Genomic DNA, 15544 nt, shown 5'->3' with positions numbered 1-15544 from the left:
CCGAGCGCCGCCGGGACGGAGGTGATCGTGGAGATCCTGCTGCTGGTGACCGCGCGCGCAGGCGAACCGTCGGCTGTGCTGCCGGCACTCGACCTGTTGCCGCACTCGGTCCGCACCGCGCCGCGTGACGTTCGCACCCTGGTCGCGGGCCCAAGCCCGGACGCGGTGATGGTGGACGCCCGGTCGGAGTTGAGCGAGGCCCGGGCGACCTGCCGGATGCTGCACGCCACCGGGCTCGGCGTGCCGCTGGTCGCGGTGGTGACCGAGGCCGGCCTGATCGCACTGAACGCCGACTGGGGCGTCGACGACGTCATCCTCGCCTCGGCCGGCCCCGCCGAGGTGGAGGCCCGGCTGCGGCTCGCGGTCGGCCGCTTGAGCAACGCGACCGCCGGCGCCGGTGGCTCGATCCGGGCGGGCGAGCTGACCATCGACCCCGACACGTACGCGGCCAAGCTCAAGGGCCGCCCTCTCGACCTCACCTACAAGGAGTTCGAGCTGCTGAAGTTCCTGGCCCAGCACCCGGGTCGGGTGTTCACCCGGGACCAGCTCCTGCGGGAGGTCTGGGGCTACGACTACTTCGGCGGCACCCGCACGGTGGACGTGCACGTCCGGCGACTGCGCGCCAAGCTCGGCTCGGAGTACGAGTCGATGATCGGCACCGTTCGCCAGGTCGGTTACAAGTTCGTCGTCCCGCCGTCGCGGTCACTGCCCGAGGCGGAGCACGCGCCCCTGCCCGTCTGATCGACAGGTCTCCTCAGCTTTCCTATATGCCCTTTTTGCCCAGCTTGGCGGTTCTATTCTGACTGCCGGGTTTGCCGGAGAAAGGGGCGACGGTGCGCGCAGTGACCACGGGGGCGACGGGTCGGCCTGGCCGGCAGACCAGGCGGACGCCGTGACGCGGGGCAGTTCGACCGCGCGGGCAACAGGAATCGTGACGCTGGTGTTGGCGGCGCTGCTCGGCTCGGCGTACGCGCTGGGCCGCAGCCTCGTCGTCGACCCGACTCCCCGGCATCCCACCGATGTCACCACGAACGCCGACGGCCCGTACTACGCCGACCAGCCCAGCGGCGGCGAGTCCAGCGGCGTCCCCAACCCCGGCGCCAGCAACGGCCCCACCGAGACCGGCCAGGACGGGACGGAGCGGGACGACGGCGGCGACAAGCTGTTCGGCGCGCACGCCACCACCGGCACCCCACGGCTCGCGCTGACCTTCGACGACGGGCCGGACCCGCGGTACACCCCACAGGTCCTCGCCATTCTGCGCGAGTTCGAGGTGAAGGCGACGTTCTGCGTGGTCGGCGAGAACGCTCAGAACCACCCCGACCTCGTCCAGGCGATCGTGCACGACGGCCACACCCTGTGCAACCACTCCTGGCACCACGACGTCGGCCTGGGCGCCCGATCGGCCGACGCGATCCGGGCCGACCTCCTGCGCACGAACGAGGCGATCAGGGCGGCCGTGCCGAACGCGCCGATCGTCTGGTACCGCCAACCGGGCGGCGCCTGGACGTACCCGGTGGTGTCGGTGGCGCGGCAGCTCGGCATGACCCCGCTGCACTGGTCCGTCGACCCGTCGGACTGGGACCTACCCGGCGCCGCCAAGATCACCGCAACGGTGCTGAGCCAGGCCGAACCGGGCTCGGTGGTGCTGCTGCACGACGCCGGCGGCGAACGGCAGGGCACCGTTGACGCGTTGCGCCGGATCCTGCCCGACCTGACCGCGCGGTTCGACCTGGAGGCCCTGCCCACCGACCCGACCTGAGCCGCAGCCTTGAGGGCCTGTTTCACAAGAACTGGCCGGCCTGCGGCGGGCCCGGACGACGACCGGCGGCGTTGCGGGATCGCCGCCCGGACTCCGGCTCGGCTCGACCGCCCTTATGAGACAGGCCCCAGTCGGCGACGCTGCGGGCGTCACGACACGCAACGGATACGGTGACGGGATGAGCAGCGCGGAGCCGACCAGCGACCAGGTGACCCGTACCGACCGACTGGCGCCGGCGGACATCGCCGACGTGCTGGCCCTCGCCAGCTCCGCGGGCGACACCGACGGCGCGGACCCGCTCGACGAGCACGTCCTGCTCCGACTGCGCGACCCGGACGCCCCGGCCCTGCACCTGATCGCCCGCGCCGACGACGGCACCCTGACCGGGTACGCGCACCTCGACACCACCGACCCCGTCGGTGGGATCGGAGTCGAACTGGTGGTGCACCCCGCGTACCGGCGGCGGGGCACCGGGCGCGCCCTGGCCCGGGGTGTGCTCGCCTCGGCCACCGGGCCGCTGCGGGCGTGGGCGCACGGCGATCACCCGTCCGCCGCCGCCCTCGGTGTCGATCTCGGGTTCACCCGGGCGCGGGTGCTCTGGCAGTTGCGTCGGCCACTGGCCGCCCCGCTCGGCGAGCCGCGCCTGCCCGACGGGGTGGCGCTGCGCGCGTTCCAACCCGGTGCGGACGACGCGACCTGGCTCAACCTCAACGCGCGCGCCTTCGCCGAGCACCCGGAGCAGGGCCGGTGGACCTCGGACGACCTGCGGGCCCGCCTTGCCGAGCCGTGGTTCGACCCGGCCGGGTTCCTGCTGGCCGAGGAGACCGCGACCGGCCGGCTGCTCGGCTTCCACTGGACCAAGGTGCACGAGCGGCCCGGCTCGGCCCGGATCGGCGAGGTGTACGTCCTGGGCGTGGAGCCGACCGCGCACGGCGGTGGGCTCGGCCGGGCACTGACCACCGCCGGGCTGGCGTACCTGCGGGACAAGCGCGGGCTGGACCGGGTGATGCTCTACGTGGACGAGTCGAACACCGGGGCGGTGGCGCTCTACGAACGGCTGGGCTTCGCCCGCTGGTCCGCGCACATCAACTACCACCTGGGCTGACCGCCGCCGCGACCGTTCCGCCGACCGCCGAAGAGCGACCGACGGACGGCTGGCGGCTGGCGAACGACCGCCGGGCGGCTGGCGGGCGGGGCGGCGGGCTGGCGGGGCGGCGGGCTGGCCCGGTCACCGGCGGGTAACGGCCGGGCGTCGGCGGCATAACGCCGAACCGGAAATATACCCATACATCCGACAGGTGTGCCTCGGTTCACTTAACGGACAACTCACCCTCAGCAAGCGGTCACCTCGGGGGCCGTACGTGTTCACCTTGCGTTCACTTGTGACCGGCGAACCGGCTACCTGGCACTTCTAACTTTCGTGTCAGCCGGTCAGTGCCGGTCCTCGGCCCCCGGGATCGGGGCGCCAAGTCAGACGCGAAGGGAAACCCCTCAGGTGAAGCTCCAGCGGTACGGCACTATTGCCTGCCTCGCCCTTGCCGCGACGCTCGGCCTCAGTGCATGCGGCTCGGACAACAACGAGCCCGCCACCGGCGCCAGCGCTTCGGGCTCGACCGCCGCGGTCGACTGCGCTACCGGAACGCTGAACGCCCAGGGCTCGTCGGCGCAGAAGAACGCCATGGCCGAGTGGATCAAGGCGTACCAGCAGAAGTGCCAGGGCACCACGATCAACTACGAGCCGACCGGCTCGGGCGCCGGCATCCAGGCGTTCATCGCCGGGACCGCCGACTTCGCCGGCTCCGACTCCGCGCTCAAGCCGGAGGAGCAGCCGCAGGCCGACGCCAAGTGCGTCGGTGGCAAGGCCATCCACCTGCCGATGGTGATCGGCCCGGTTGCCGTCGCCTACAACGTCAGCGGCGTGGACAACCTTCAGCTCAAGCCGGCCACCCTGGCGAAGATCTTCGCCGGCAAGGTCACCAAGTGGGACGACGCCACGATCAAGGCCGACAACCCGGACGCCAAGCTCCCGGCGACCACCATCCAGACCGTCCACCGCTCGGACGAGTCGGGCACCACCGACAACTTCACCAAGTACCTCTCGAAGACCGCTGAGACCGACTGGACCCTGGGCAACGCCAAGGCCTGGAAGGCCCCGGGCGGCACCGGCGCCAAGGGTTCGGACGGCGTGGCCAGCTCGGTCAAGGGCGCCGACGGTTCCATCGGCTACATGGAGTGGTCGTTCGCCGAGAACGCCGGCCTGAAGATGTCCAAGATCGGCAACGGCAACGGTGAGTTCGCCGCGCTGACCGCCGAGGCGGCTGGCAAGACCATCGCCGGTGCGGCTGTCGAGGGCCAGGGCGACGACCTCAAGCTGAAGATCGACTACAACACCAAGGAGGCCGGGGCCTACCCGATCGTCCTGGCGACGTACGAGATCGTCTGCAGCAAGGGCCTCGCGGCCGACAAGTTGAAGCTGGTCAAGGGCCTGCTGGGCTACGCCGCCAGCGCCGAGGGCCAGACCTCGCTGACCGACCTGGGCTACGCCCCGCTGCCGGAGACGGTTCGCACCAAGGTCGAGACCGCGGTCAAGAACCTCTCCTGACCCGACCCACCACCTCCGCAACCGAATCGAGCGAGCAGATGGGTGAAACCCCTCACCGCTCGGCCGACGCCGGCACCGGCGGGACGCGCGTGACCCAGAGTCACGAGTGGCCCGCCGGTGCCTCGGCGCGTGTGGCCGAGGCACCAGTCAGCACCCGTTCCCCGGGCGGCAACGGACTGGGCGGCGGCGGCGCACTGCCGCGCAGCCGCAAGTTCGGCGCCGAGCGGGCCTTCCGCGGCCTCACACTGGCCGCCGGCACCGCCGTTCTGGTCATCATCGCCGCCATCGCGATCTTCCTGATCGCCAAGGCGGTGCCGGCCCTACGCGCCAACACCGAGAACTTCTGGTCCTACGAGGGCTGGTCCCCCAACGAGACCCAGCCGAAGTTCGGCATCGGCACACTCGCCTTCGGCACCGTGCTCAGCTCGGCGCTGGCGCTGCTCATGGCGGTGCCGGTGGCGCTGGGCATCGCGCTCTACCTCTCGCACTACGCACCCCGCCGGCTGGGCACCGCTCTCGGTTTCCTGGTCGACCTCCTCGCCGCCGTGCCGAGCGTGGTCTTCGGCCTCTGGGGGCGGGACATCTTCATCAACCCGGTCCGGGACTTCTCCGTCTGGCTGAACGAGTACTTCGGCTGGATCCCGATCTTCGGCGGCGACGGCCCGTTCGGTAAGTCGATCATGCTGGGTGCCCTGGTACTCGCGATCATGGTGCTGCCGATCATCACCTCGCTCTCCCGCGAGGTGTTCCTCCAGACGCCGACCGCGAACGAGGAGGCCGCCCTCGCCCTGGGCGCCACCCGCTGGGAGATGCTCCGCACCGCGGTGCTCCCCTACGGCCGCCCCGGCATCATCGCCGCGGTGATGCTCGGCCTCGGCCGGGCGCTCGGCGAGACCATCGCCCTGGCGCTGACCCTCGGCATCACCTTCGGCATCTCGTTCAACCTGATCCAGAACGGCGGCAACACCATCGCCGCCAACATCGCCAACGCGTTCGGCGAGGCGAACGAGACCGGCCGGGGCGCGCTCATCGCCTCCGGTCTGGTGCTGTTCACCATCACGCTGATCGTCAACATCACGGCGCGGGCGATCATCTACCGCCGCCGGGAGTTCACGGAGTCGGCCGCATGACCACAACCGCCACCTCCCACCGCACCCGGCCGCCGGCCCAGCCCGCCTCGCTGCGGGCCAGGCGGCTGCCCTGGTACGCCGCCCCGGCCATCGCCGTGGCAGCCCTGGCGCTCTCCGCCGTGATCGTCTACGGCACCGACATCGGCGGCCCGGTCCTCGTGGTCGTCCTCGGCGCGATCCTCTACCTGGCCGGTCTCTTCGCCGCCGCCAACGCGGTCGAGGGGCGCCGGTCGGCTCGCAACCGCACCTGGAGCGCGCTGATCCACTCCGCCTTCGTGCTGGCGGTGCTGCCGCTCGTCTCGGTGGTCTGGACGCTGGTCAGCAAGGGCGCCGAGCGGTTCGACGCCAACTTCTTCCAGACCTCGATGAACAACATCGGGGCCCGGGACGCCAACGGCGGCGCGTACCACGCGATCGTCGGCACGCTGGAGCAGGTCGGCATCGCCACCCTGATCACCGTCCCGCTCGGCGTCCTCTGCGCCATCTACATCGTCGAGTACGGCCGGGGCAAGTTCGCCTTCGCGATCCGGTTCTTCGTGGACGTGATGACCGGCATCCCGTCGATCGTCTCCGGCCTCTTCGTTCTGGCGTTCTGGGTGCTGGTCGTGTCGCCGTGGTTCAACGACGGCCGGCCGAGCTTCTCCGGCTTCGCCGCCGCGCTCGCGCTGAGCGTGCTCATGCTGCCCACCATCGTCCGGTCCACCGAGGAGATGCTCCGCCTCGTCCCGGCGCCACTGCGCGAGGGCGCGTACGCGCTCGGCGTACCCAAGTGGAAGACCATCCTGCGGGTGGTGGTGCCGACGGCACTGCCCGGCATCGTCACCGGCGTCATGCTCGCCATCGCCCGTGCGGCCGGCGAGACCGCGCCGGTGCTGCTGGTCGCCGGCGGTGGCGCCGCGATCAACACGAACCCCTTCGAGAACAACCAGTCGTCGCTGTCCCTCTTCGTCTACCAGCAGGCCGGTGACGCGTCGAAGTACGCACCGGCACGGGCGTGGACCGCGGCACTCACCCTGGTCGCCCTCGTGCTCATCCTGACGATCGCGGCGAAGCTGCTGGCCCGTCGCAACAGGCTCAGCCGATGAACCCCGGAGGTACCACCATGGCCAAGCGCGTCTCCGCCTCGAACGTCTCCGCGTACTACGGCGGTTTCAAGGCGATCGAGAACATCAACCTGACCGTCGAGCCGAAGACGGTCACCGCCCTGATCGGGCCGTCCGGTTGCGGCAAGTCCACGTTCCTGCGGTCGATCAACCGGATGCACGAGGTGCTGCCGGGTGCCCGGGTCGAGGGCAGCCTGACCATCGACGACCAGGACATCTACGACCGGGACGTGGACGTCACCGCGGTCCGGCGCACGATCGGCATGGTCTTCCAGCGGCCGAACCCGTTCCCGACCATGAGCATCTTCGAGAACGTGGTGGCCGGGCTGAAGCTCAACGGGGTCCGCAAGAAGTCGATCCTGGAGGACGCGGCCGAGAAGGCGCTGCGCTCGGCGAACCTGTGGGACGAGGTCAAGGACCGGCTGGGCAAGCCCGGCGCGGGCCTCTCCGGCGGTCAGCAGCAGCGGCTCTGCATCGCCCGGACCATCGCGGTCGAGCCGCAGGTCGTCCTGATGGACGAGCCGTGCTCGGCCCTGGACCCGATCTCCACGCTGGCGATCGAGGACCTGATGTTCCAGCTCAAGGACAAGTTCACGATCATCATCGTGACGCACAACATGCAGCAGGCCGCGCGGGTGTCGGACCGGACCGCCTTCTTCTCGATCGAGAAGACCGGCGACCCGGGCCGGCTGATCGAGTACGACAACACCCAGAAGATCTTCAGCAACCCGAGCGTGAAGAAGACCGAGGACTACATCACCGGCCGCTTCGGCTGAGCCGCTGATCTCCGGTCCGCGAAGGGCGTCGGTCGACCTGACCGGCGCCCTTCCGCGTTCCCGGAGCCGTTCGCGCCTGCGCCAAGATCGCGCTCGATCAAGGATGTAGTGGCCTCCCCGCGCGGAGAGGCCACTACATCATGGTTCCAGCGTGATGTTGAGCGTCGGTGGCCGCGCGCCAGCGCCTGCCAGGATCGGGGTCAGCTCAGGACGAAGCGGGGTTCGCCGTCGGGCGGCAGGTCCAGGCGCGGGGTGACCGGGGTGGCCGCGTCCCGTTCGGCCGCCGCTCGCGCCACCCCGGCCAGGTCGCCGGCCGCCGCCACCTGCGCCAGCGTCACCAGGGTCGGTGGCAGCATCGTCAGCTCGCCGGCCTGGGCCCGGGCCAGCGCGTCCGCCGGGCGGATCCACAGGGTGTGGTCGGCCTCGCCGGAGACGTCGCGGGTCCGCTGTCCCGCCGGCAGCAGAGCCACGAAGAAGTACGTGTCGAAGCGGCGCGGCTCGAACTCCGGCGTGATCCACCGGCTCCAGGGCAGCAGCAGGTCCGACCGAAGGGTGAGCTGACGGTCGGCGAGCAGCGCCGCGAAGCCGAGCCGGCGGCCCTCCAGGTCCTGTCGGGCCGCCTCCCAGTCGTCGCTGCTGACGTCGCCCACCACGGTCTCCGGGTTCGGACCGGCCAGCAGCACACCCGCCTCCTCGAAGACCTCCCTGGCGGCGGCGCAGACCACCGCCTGGGCGGCGTCCGGGGTGACCCCGAGCCGCCCGGCCCACTCGGTGGGTGCCGGCCCCGCCCAGTCCAGGTGTGCCTCGGAGTCGGAACGGTCCACTCCGCCGCCGGGGAAGGCGTACATCCCGCCGAAGGTCATGGCGGCGACCCGGCGGATGACGTACACCTCGAAGTCGGCGTCGGTCGGACGCAGCAGCAGCACGGTGGCCGCGACCCGCGGCGTCGCCGGGGTGCCACCCTCGGCCTGGAACCGGCGGGCGTGCTCGACCAGGGCGGCCGGGGCGGCGAAACCGTCGCTGTCGATCGTCATGCCGCGAGCCTAGTTCCCCCGCCAGCCGGGCCGCCTGGCGCGCGGCGCGCGAAAACCAACCGGCGCCGCCAGGCGCGCGGCGCGCGAAAACCAACCGGCGCCGCCTGGCGCGTGGGGCGCGGAGCGCACCGAGGTCCCGACGGATGAGCCGGGCGGCGGCCAGGCAGCGGGGGGTTCAGCTGGCTGGGCTAGCGTGCCGGCATGACTCGTTGGGGCATCCTGGCCACCGGCCACATCGCCAGCCGTTTCGCCGAAGATCTCCGGCTGGTGCCGGACGCCGAGCTGGTCGCGGTCGGCTCCCGTGCCGCCCAGAGCGCGCAGCGCTTCGCCGACACGTTCGGGGCGAAGCGCGCCTACGGCTCCTGGGTGGAGCTGGCCGCCGACCCGGAGGTGGACGCGATCTACGTGGCGACGCCGCACTCCGCGCACCACGAGGCGGCGATGACCTGCCTGACCGCCGGTCGCGCGGTGCTGTTGGAGAAGCCGTTCACCCTCGACCTGGCCACCAGCACCGAGCTGGTGGATACCGCCCGCGCCTCCGGGGTCTTCCTGATGGAGGCCATGTGGATGCGGCTGAATCCGCTGATCCTGCGGGTGGTCGAGCTGATCGCGGAGGGGGCGATCGGCACGGTGACCGGCGTCCGGGCCGACTTCGGGGTGGCCGGGCCGTTCCCGCCGGAGCACCGGATGCGCAACGCGGCGCTGGGCGGCGGCGCCCTGCTCGACCTGGGGATCTACCCGATCAGTCTGGCTCACCTGCTGCTCGGCGTGCCGGAGCACATCCGGTCCTGGGCGCAGCTCGGCCCGGAGGGGACGGACGAGAACACCGGCATGTTGTTCGGCTACGACAGCGGAGCCCTGGCAACCCTGAGCTGCGGCATGGTCGGGTTGAGCGGGCAGACCGCCTCGATCACCGGCACCACGGGTCGGATCGACCTGCCGGAGCCGTTCTTCCGGCCGGCTTCCGTGACCCTGCACCGGGCTGGCGCCGAGCCGGAGACGATCGTCGCCGACGGGGCTGGCAACGGCTACCAGTACGAGGCGATCGAGGTGCAGCGCTGCCTGGCCGCGGGCCTGACCGAGAGCCCGGTGGTGCCGCACTCCACGACCCTTGAGGTGATGGCGCTGCTGGACACGGTCCGCGAGCAGATCGGCGTGCGTTACGTCTGAACGGCAGAAGGGCCCCCGGTCACGGTGAGACCGTGACCGGGGGCCCTTCTGGGAAAGACTCAGCCGAAGAGCGGCCGGACCAGCAGGTACGTGACGCAGGCGATCAGCGCTGCGGCCGGGAACGTGATGATCCAGGCGAGCACGATGTTGCCGGCGACGTTCCAGCGGACCGCGGAGAGTCGCTTGGTCGCGCCGACGCCCATGATCGCCGAGGTGATCGTGTGGGTGGTGGAGATCGGGGCCTTCAGCACCAGGGCGTTGAAGTAGAGCACCGCGCTGGCGACCGTCTCGGCGGCGAAGCCCTCCGGCGGCCCCAGGTCGATGATCTTGCGACCGAGGGTCCGGATGATCCGCCAGCCACCGGCGTACGTGCCGAGAGCCAGCATCGTCGCCGAGGTCCAGAACACCCACCCCGGGATGTGCGTCTTGCTCTCCTGGAAACCGCCGGTGTAGAGCGCCAGGACCACGATGCCCATGGTCTTGGCGGCGTCCTGCATGCCGTGGCCGACCGACATGGCGGCGGCCGAGGCGGTCTGCGCCCAGCGGAAGCCCCGGTTGAGCTTGCCCGGCTGCCCCTTCCGGAACAGCCAGAGAATGGCCAGCATCAGCAGGTACCCGAGGGTGAGGCCGACGATCGGCGACAGCACCATCGGCAGCAGCACCTTCTCGCCGATGTTGACCCACTGCACGATGCCGCCGGTGGACAGCAGGGTCGCGCCGACCAGACCGCCGAAGAGCGCGTGCGAGGACGACGACGGCAGACCGAAGTACCAGGTGATGAGGTTCCAGGCGATCGCGCCGAGCACCCCCGCGAAGACCACCCCGAGGCTGCTCACCCCGGTGGGGAGGGTGACCAGGTTGTCGCCGACGGTCTTGGCGACCCCGGCGCCGAAGTGGGCGCCGACGAAGTTGCCGACCGCGGCGAGCCCGAGGGCGATCCGGGGTGTCAGCGCCCGGGTGGAGACGCTTGTGGCGATCGCGTTGGCAGCGTCGTGGAAGCCGTTGGTGTAGTCGAACGCCAGGGCCACCGCGATCACCGCCAGCACGGCGATGAGTTCAGGGGACACCGGCTCAGGACTCCTTGACGGCGATGGTCTCGACGGTGTTCGCCACGTGCTCGAAGGCGTCGCAGGCGGCCTCCAGCTCGTCGGCGACCTCCTTCATCTTCAGCACCGTCAAGGCGTCGTACTCGCCGGAGAAGAGACGGACGAGCAGCTGCCGGTTGATCCGGTCGCCCTCGTTCTCCAGCCGGTTGCACTCGATCCAGTAGTCCTCGAGATCCTTCATCGACTTCAGCCGGGGCATCGCGTCGGCGGTCAGCTTGGCCTGCTGGTCGAGCACGTTCACCATCTCGTGCAGCTCACGGGGAAGCGCCGGCAGCTCGGTCAGCCCGTACAGGTAGAGCAGGTCACCGACGGCCTCGAGGTGGTCCATCACGTCGTCGAGCAGGGAGCCGAGCCGGTAGATGTCCTCCCGGTCGAACGGCGTGATGAAGGTCGAGTTGATCTTCTTGTACAGGTCGTGGGTGATCTGGTCGCTGTCGTGCTCGACCTCGGTCAGCCGCTCGCTCACGGACTGCACGTCGACACCGGGCAGGGCCAGCTCGTTGAGCAGCGCGGTGCCCCGGACCAGGTTCTGCGCGGCCCTGGTGAAGAGCTCGTAGAAGGCGCCCTCGGTGGGGCGGAAGGAAAACTTCACAGCACAGACCTCGTCGCGTCGGTGGAAGGGTGGCGGCGCCCAGAGAACGTCCGCTCGGTGAATGCTAGGAAACGTCAGAACCGCGAATTCGCCGGCCCACCCCTGGCCAGGCGTCATTCACCGCTCGTTCACCTGCTGTTCATCTCGGCCGTCCCACCCGCACCCGGTCCCCCAGCAAGCAACCGTTCCCGCTCCTTGTCCACGTCGAAATCGGCAGCCGGATACCCCAGATCAAGGGTGTCGAACGTCTCACGCAGCAGGTGGGCCACCGCCCAGTCCCGGTACCACTTGCGGTCCGCCGGCACCACGTACCAGGGCGCGACGTCCGTCGCGCACCGGCTCAGGGCCTCGGCGTACGCGGCCTGGTAGTCGTCCCAGTGCCCCCGGGAGTCGATGTCGGAGGGGTTGTACTTCCAGTGCTTGCGCGGGTCGGTGAGGCGTTCCAGCAGACGGTTGCCCTGCTCCTCGTACGAGATGTGCAGCATCACCTTGAGCACGGTCATTCCCCCCTCGACCAGCTCCCGTTCGAACGAGTTGATCGCGTCGTAGCGGGCCCGCCAGGTCGCCTCCGGCACCAACGCGCCGACCCGGGCGATCAGCACGTCCTCGTAGTGCGAGCGGTTGAACATCCCCACGTACCCCGGCGGCGGCAGCTCCCGCCGGATCCGCCAGAGGAAGTCGTGCCGCAACTCCTGCCGGGTCGGCGGCCCGAACGAGCGGATGTGCAGACCCAGCGGGTTCATCGCACCGGCCACCCGCTTGATCGTGCCGTCCTTGCCACCGCAGTCCATCGCCTGGAGCACCATCAACACCCGGTGCGCGGGCCGCTCCGACCCGGTCTTGGCCATCGCGAAGAGCATCTCCTGCTGCCGGCCCAGCTCACCGCCGACCAGCTCCACCTGCTCTCGCGCCCAGGCCTTACGACGCTCACCGCGACCGACCGTCGCCGGCAGGCCGGGCGTGGAACGGGGGTCGATCGCGCCGAGGTCCACCGGCGCGGCAACCCGCAGCAACTCCCGCACGGAGCCGCCGACCGGTGCCACGATCTGCCCTTGCTGGGGTGCGCTCATCCACGGATCATCGCCCACCCGCAGGCCATCCGCCCGCCGAGGGCCACCTCTCGGGTGGCGACCGGGGCTGCCAGCGCGCGCAGTCGACGGGAGGATGTGAGCCAGGACGGTGCTGACCGGGGAGGGTGGTGGGTCGTGCGGGACCTGGCAACGGAGTTCGAGGCCGAACGGGGCCGCCTGCTCGTGGTGGCCCACCGGATGCTGGGCAGCCGCAGCGAGGCGGAGGACGCGGTGCAGGAGACCTGGCTGCGTTACGCCGGGGCGCTCGCCGACCCGACGGCCCGCGCCGAGATCCGTGAACTGTCCGCCTGGCTGACCACCACCTGCGCCCGGATCTGCCTGGACGTCCTCCGCTCGGCCCGGGTCCGTCGGGAGGCGTACCCCGGGCAGTGGCTGCCGGAACCGGTGGTGAGCCCGTTGGGCGGCCCGTCCTCGGACGCGTACGCGGCGGACCCGGCCGAGCGGGCCGTCCGCACCGACCAGGTCGGTGCGGCGTTACTGGTGGTGCTGGAACGGCTCGCACCGGAGCAACGGGTCGCCCTCGTGCTGCACGACGTCTTCGCGGTGCCGTTCGCCCGGGTCGCCGACACGCTCGGCACCACCGAGGTGGCCGCCCGACAGCTCGCCTCCCGCGCACGGCGGGCGATCACCTCGTCGGACGTCCCCCGGCACACCGCCGACCTGGCCGAGCAGCGCCGGGTGCTCGAAGCGTTCGTCGCCGCCACCGAGTCCGGCGAGCTGGACCAACTGCTCCGCGTGCTCGCGCCGGACGTGGTCTTCGTCGGCGACTCCGGCGGGCACTTCCCCGCGGCCCGGCAGCCGGTGCTCGGCGCGGCGGCGGTGGCTCGCTTCACGCTCGGCCTGTTCGGCCGTGCCGGCCGCTACGCCAACCGCGTGCGGTCCCGGCCGGTGCTGGTCGACGGAGTGCTCGGCCTCCAGATGGAGACGGTGCACAGCGACGGGCGGCCGATCCGCCTGGTCACCGCGTTCGCCGTGGACCAGGGGCAGATCACCGCCATCTACAACCAGCTCAACCCCGAGAAGCTGACCGACCTGGCGCCGTTGGGCGACGACGACACCTGGCCACCGCGCTGGTGAGCCGGCCCGACCGGGCGTGCGGCCTCAGACCACCAGGGCCAACCACTTGCGGTACGCGGTGGCGAACGGCTCGGTGCCGTCGCCGAGGGCCCCGAACAGCCGCTGGGCCGCGGCTTCGGCCTCGGCCACCACGTCGTCCGGGTAACCGAACCGGGCCCGGTGCTCGGCGAACTCGTCCTCGTCGAGCAGCTCCACCAGGCCGGTGGCCCGCCGCCGGACGACGTCCAGGTCCAGGTCGACGATGTGCACGACGTCGTCGGACTCCCAGCGGGCCGGGGTGGCGATGTCGCAGTAGACCTCGCTGGTGCGGGGCGGCGGGTTGAACATGGCCGTCCACCAGGCGCGATGTGGCACCAGCAGCACGAACGGGATCTTCTCCACCGATGGCCGGCCGTGGTAGACCGACGCGGTGCCCTCGGGCACGCCGAGCCAGATGCCGAGGTCGTCCTCGGTGAGCCGACGGGCCGGGTAGTCGCGGTGGGCGCTGCCGTCGTACTTGCGGTAGATCACTCGGACCATGTCGCTCGGCATGATTCGCACCCTAACCGATACTGCCCACGCGTCGTAGCGCGGCGGTAACCGGACGACACCGGCCGGACCGACCGGCCGTGCCCGCACCTCGCCACGCGGCGGATGGGCGCAGCCGGTGTCGGCGGCGACGGGTACCGTCGCACGGTGACTCCGCCCCGCACCGCCACCGGTTCCGCCACCCCGTCGGCCCGCGCCAAGGGCCGTCGGCGCGGTGCCCGGCCCAGTGGCACCGAGCTGTTGGCGGCGGCGGTCGGCGCGGTGCCCGGCGGCGCGGAACGACCCGGCCAGCTACAGATGACCACGGCAATCGAGGAGTGCGTTGCCGGCGGCGAGCATCTGCTCGTGCAGGCCGGCACCGGCACCGGCAAGTCGCTGGCCTACCTCGCGCCGGCGCTCACCGTGGACGGCCCGGTGGTGGTCTCCACCGCCACCCTGGCGTTGCAGTCCCAGCTGGTCGACCACGACCTGCCCCGGCTCGCCGACGCGGTCGAGCCGGTGCTGGGGCGCCGGCCCACCTTCGCGGTGCTCAAGGGTCGCCACCACTACCTCTGCCTCGCCCGACTGGACAACTCCACCGAGGAGGAGCCGGAGGACACTCTCTTCGACGCCCCGGCGGCCCGCCCCGGCGGCGGGACGAAGTGGCTCGGCGAGGCGGGCCGGCTGGGCAAGCAGATCGAGCGGCTCCGCGGCTGGGCCGAGAAGACCGCCACCGGCGACCGCGACGAACTGGACCCAGGCGTCGACGACCAGGCCTGGCGACTGGTGTCCATGCCGGCCCGTGAGTGCGTCGGCGCGACCCGCTGCCCGTTCGGCCAGGAGTGCTTCGCCGAGGCGTCCCGAGCCCGTGCCCGCGAGGCCGACATCGTGGTGACCAACCACAGTCTGCTCGCGGTCGACATGCTCGCCGACCGGCACATCGTGCCGCCGCACAAACTGCTCATCGTCGACGAGGCGCACGAGCTGGCCGACCGGGTCTCCTCCGCGGCCCAGGCGGAGCTGGTGCCCGAGCTGATCGACCGCACCACCCGACGGGCCCGTACCCTGCTGCGGCCGGAGACCGCCGACGCCCTCACCGCCGCCGGTGACGCCCTGGCGGTCGGGCTGGCCGAGGCGCCGGCCGGGCGGCTCACCGCCGGGCTGCCGACGCCTCTTCGGGAGGCGTGCACGCTGCTCGACGCGGCGACCCGCTCCGCCCTGGACGCGATCGGCGACGTCAAGTCCGACGACCCCGACCCGGTCCGCAAGCAGCAGGCCAAGGCCGCACTGGACGAGCTCTCCACCACCGCGCAGCGGCTGCTGGAGGAGGGCGACCACGACGTGGCCTGGGTGGAGAAGAACGACAGCGGCACCCGCCGGGCACTGGTGGTCGCGCCACTGTCGGTGGCCGGCACCCTCGCCACCCACCTGTACGACGAACGCACCGTCGTCGCCACCTCGGCGACCCTGGCGCTGGGCGGCCGGTTCGACACCGTGGCCCGAGCCCTCGGGCTGGACGCGCCGCCCCCCGCCCCGCCGACCCCCGCCGCGGCAGCACTGGCCGCCCGCACCGGCCCGGGCCGCCCGGCCGCCG

15 protein-coding genes are annotated in these 15544 nt (G+C 71.5%); 10 read left to right on the top strand and 5 right to left on the bottom strand.

Annotated features, from left to right (window positions below):
* The first annotated feature begins 21 nt into the window (after positions 1–21).
* The 7 genes from LADH09A_RS08600 to pstB all read left to right on the top strand — a co-directional run bounded on the left by LADH09A_RS08600 (position 22) and on the right by pstB (position 7373).
* The gene (locus tag LADH09A_RS08600; RefSeq protein WP_181518701.1) at positions 22–741 is read left to right on the top strand and encodes a winged helix-turn-helix transcriptional regulator; all 720 of its coding nucleotides are present in this window, start codon (positions 22–24) and stop codon (positions 739–741) included.
* Between the two features lie 190 nt (positions 742–931).
* Positions 932–1762 carry a polysaccharide deacetylase family protein gene (locus LADH09A_RS08595; protein ID WP_238644343.1) on the top strand — a complete coding sequence of 277 codons (831 nt, stop codon included), beginning with the start codon at positions 932–934 and terminating at the stop codon, positions 1760–1762.
* 178 nt (positions 1763–1940) lie between these two features.
* Positions 1941–2867: a mycothiol synthase gene (mshD, locus tag LADH09A_RS08590; RefSeq protein ID WP_238644342.1), complete on the top strand. Its 927-nt coding sequence runs from the start codon at positions 1941–1943 to the stop codon at positions 2865–2867.
* Positions 2868–3257: 390 nt separating this feature from the next.
* Positions 3258–4364 carry a phosphate ABC transporter substrate-binding protein PstS gene (pstS, locus tag LADH09A_RS08585; RefSeq protein WP_238644341.1) on the top strand — a complete coding sequence of 369 codons (1107 nt, stop codon included), beginning with the start codon at positions 3258–3260 and terminating at the stop codon, positions 4362–4364.
* 38 nt (positions 4365–4402) lie between these two features.
* Positions 4403–5494 (top strand): phosphate ABC transporter permease subunit PstC, encoded by a 1092-nt coding sequence (pstC, locus tag LADH09A_RS08580; RefSeq protein WP_238644340.1) that lies wholly within the window; start codon positions 4403–4405, stop codon positions 5492–5494.
* Positions 5491–6579 (top strand): phosphate ABC transporter permease PstA, encoded by a 1089-nt coding sequence (gene pstA / locus LADH09A_RS08575; protein WP_238644339.1) that lies wholly within the window; start codon positions 5491–5493, stop codon positions 6577–6579. Before pstC ends, pstA begins: the two co-directional genes overlap by 4 nt.
* 17 nt (positions 6580–6596) lie before the next feature.
* Positions 6597–7373 carry a phosphate ABC transporter ATP-binding protein PstB gene (pstB, locus tag LADH09A_RS08570; protein ID WP_238644459.1) on the top strand — a complete coding sequence of 259 codons (777 nt, stop codon included), beginning with the start codon at positions 6597–6599 and terminating at the stop codon, positions 7371–7373.
* A 200-nt stretch (positions 7374–7573) separates the two neighbouring features.
* Here pstB and LADH09A_RS08565 read toward each other — a convergent pair whose 3' ends face one another.
* Entirely contained in the window at positions 7574–8407 is an 834-nt protein-coding gene (locus LADH09A_RS08565; RefSeq protein WP_238644338.1) for an NUDIX hydrolase, read from the bottom strand.
* 201 nt (positions 8408–8608) lie between these two features.
* On the opposite strand from LADH09A_RS08565, the gene LADH09A_RS08560 reads away from it, so the two are divergent.
* Positions 8609–9577, top strand: a complete 969-nt coding sequence (locus LADH09A_RS08560) for a Gfo/Idh/MocA family protein (RefSeq protein WP_238644337.1) — start codon at positions 8609–8611, stop codon at positions 9575–9577.
* A gap of 59 nt (positions 9578–9636) precedes the next feature.
* On the opposite strand, the gene LADH09A_RS08555 is transcribed toward LADH09A_RS08560, so the two are convergent.
* The 3 genes from LADH09A_RS08555 to LADH09A_RS08545 form a co-directional block, all read right to left on the bottom strand.
* Complete coding sequence (locus LADH09A_RS08555) at positions 9637–10644, bottom strand: inorganic phosphate transporter (protein ID WP_238644336.1); 1008 nt, start codon at positions 10642–10644, stop codon at positions 9637–9639.
* 4 nt (positions 10645–10648) lie between these two features.
* Positions 10649–11275, bottom strand: coding sequence for a DUF47 domain-containing protein (locus tag LADH09A_RS08550; RefSeq protein WP_053655020.1), 627 nt, complete (start codon positions 11273–11275; stop codon positions 10649–10651).
* Positions 11276–11403: 128 nt separating this feature from the next.
* Entirely contained in the window at positions 11404–12345 is a 942-nt protein-coding gene (locus LADH09A_RS08545) for a PPK2 family polyphosphate kinase (RefSeq protein ID WP_238644335.1), read from the bottom strand.
* A 135-nt stretch (positions 12346–12480) separates the two neighbouring features.
* On the opposite strand from LADH09A_RS08545, the gene sigJ reads away from it, so the two are divergent.
* Positions 12481–13443 (top strand): RNA polymerase sigma factor SigJ, encoded by a 963-nt coding sequence (sigJ, locus tag LADH09A_RS08540; protein WP_238644334.1) that lies wholly within the window; start codon positions 12481–12483, stop codon positions 13441–13443.
* 24 nt (positions 13444–13467) lie between these two features.
* On the opposite strand, the gene LADH09A_RS08535 is transcribed toward sigJ, so the two are convergent.
* Complete coding sequence (locus LADH09A_RS08535) at positions 13468–13974, bottom strand: DUF402 domain-containing protein (protein WP_238644333.1); 507 nt, start codon at positions 13972–13974, stop codon at positions 13468–13470.
* A 102-nt stretch (positions 13975–14076) separates the two neighbouring features.
* Here LADH09A_RS08535 and LADH09A_RS08530 point away from each other — a divergent pair.
* A partial coding sequence (locus LADH09A_RS08530; RefSeq protein WP_238644332.1) for an ATP-dependent DNA helicase occupies positions 14077–15544 on the top strand: 1468 nt, incomplete at its 3' end.

Source organism: Micromonospora cabrerizensis (genome assembly GCF_022230955.1).
GTDB classification, from domain to species: domain Bacteria; phylum Actinomycetota; class Actinomycetes; order Mycobacteriales; family Micromonosporaceae; genus Micromonospora; species Micromonospora cabrerizensis.
This window is presented reverse-complemented; position numbering and strand designations above follow the sequence as displayed.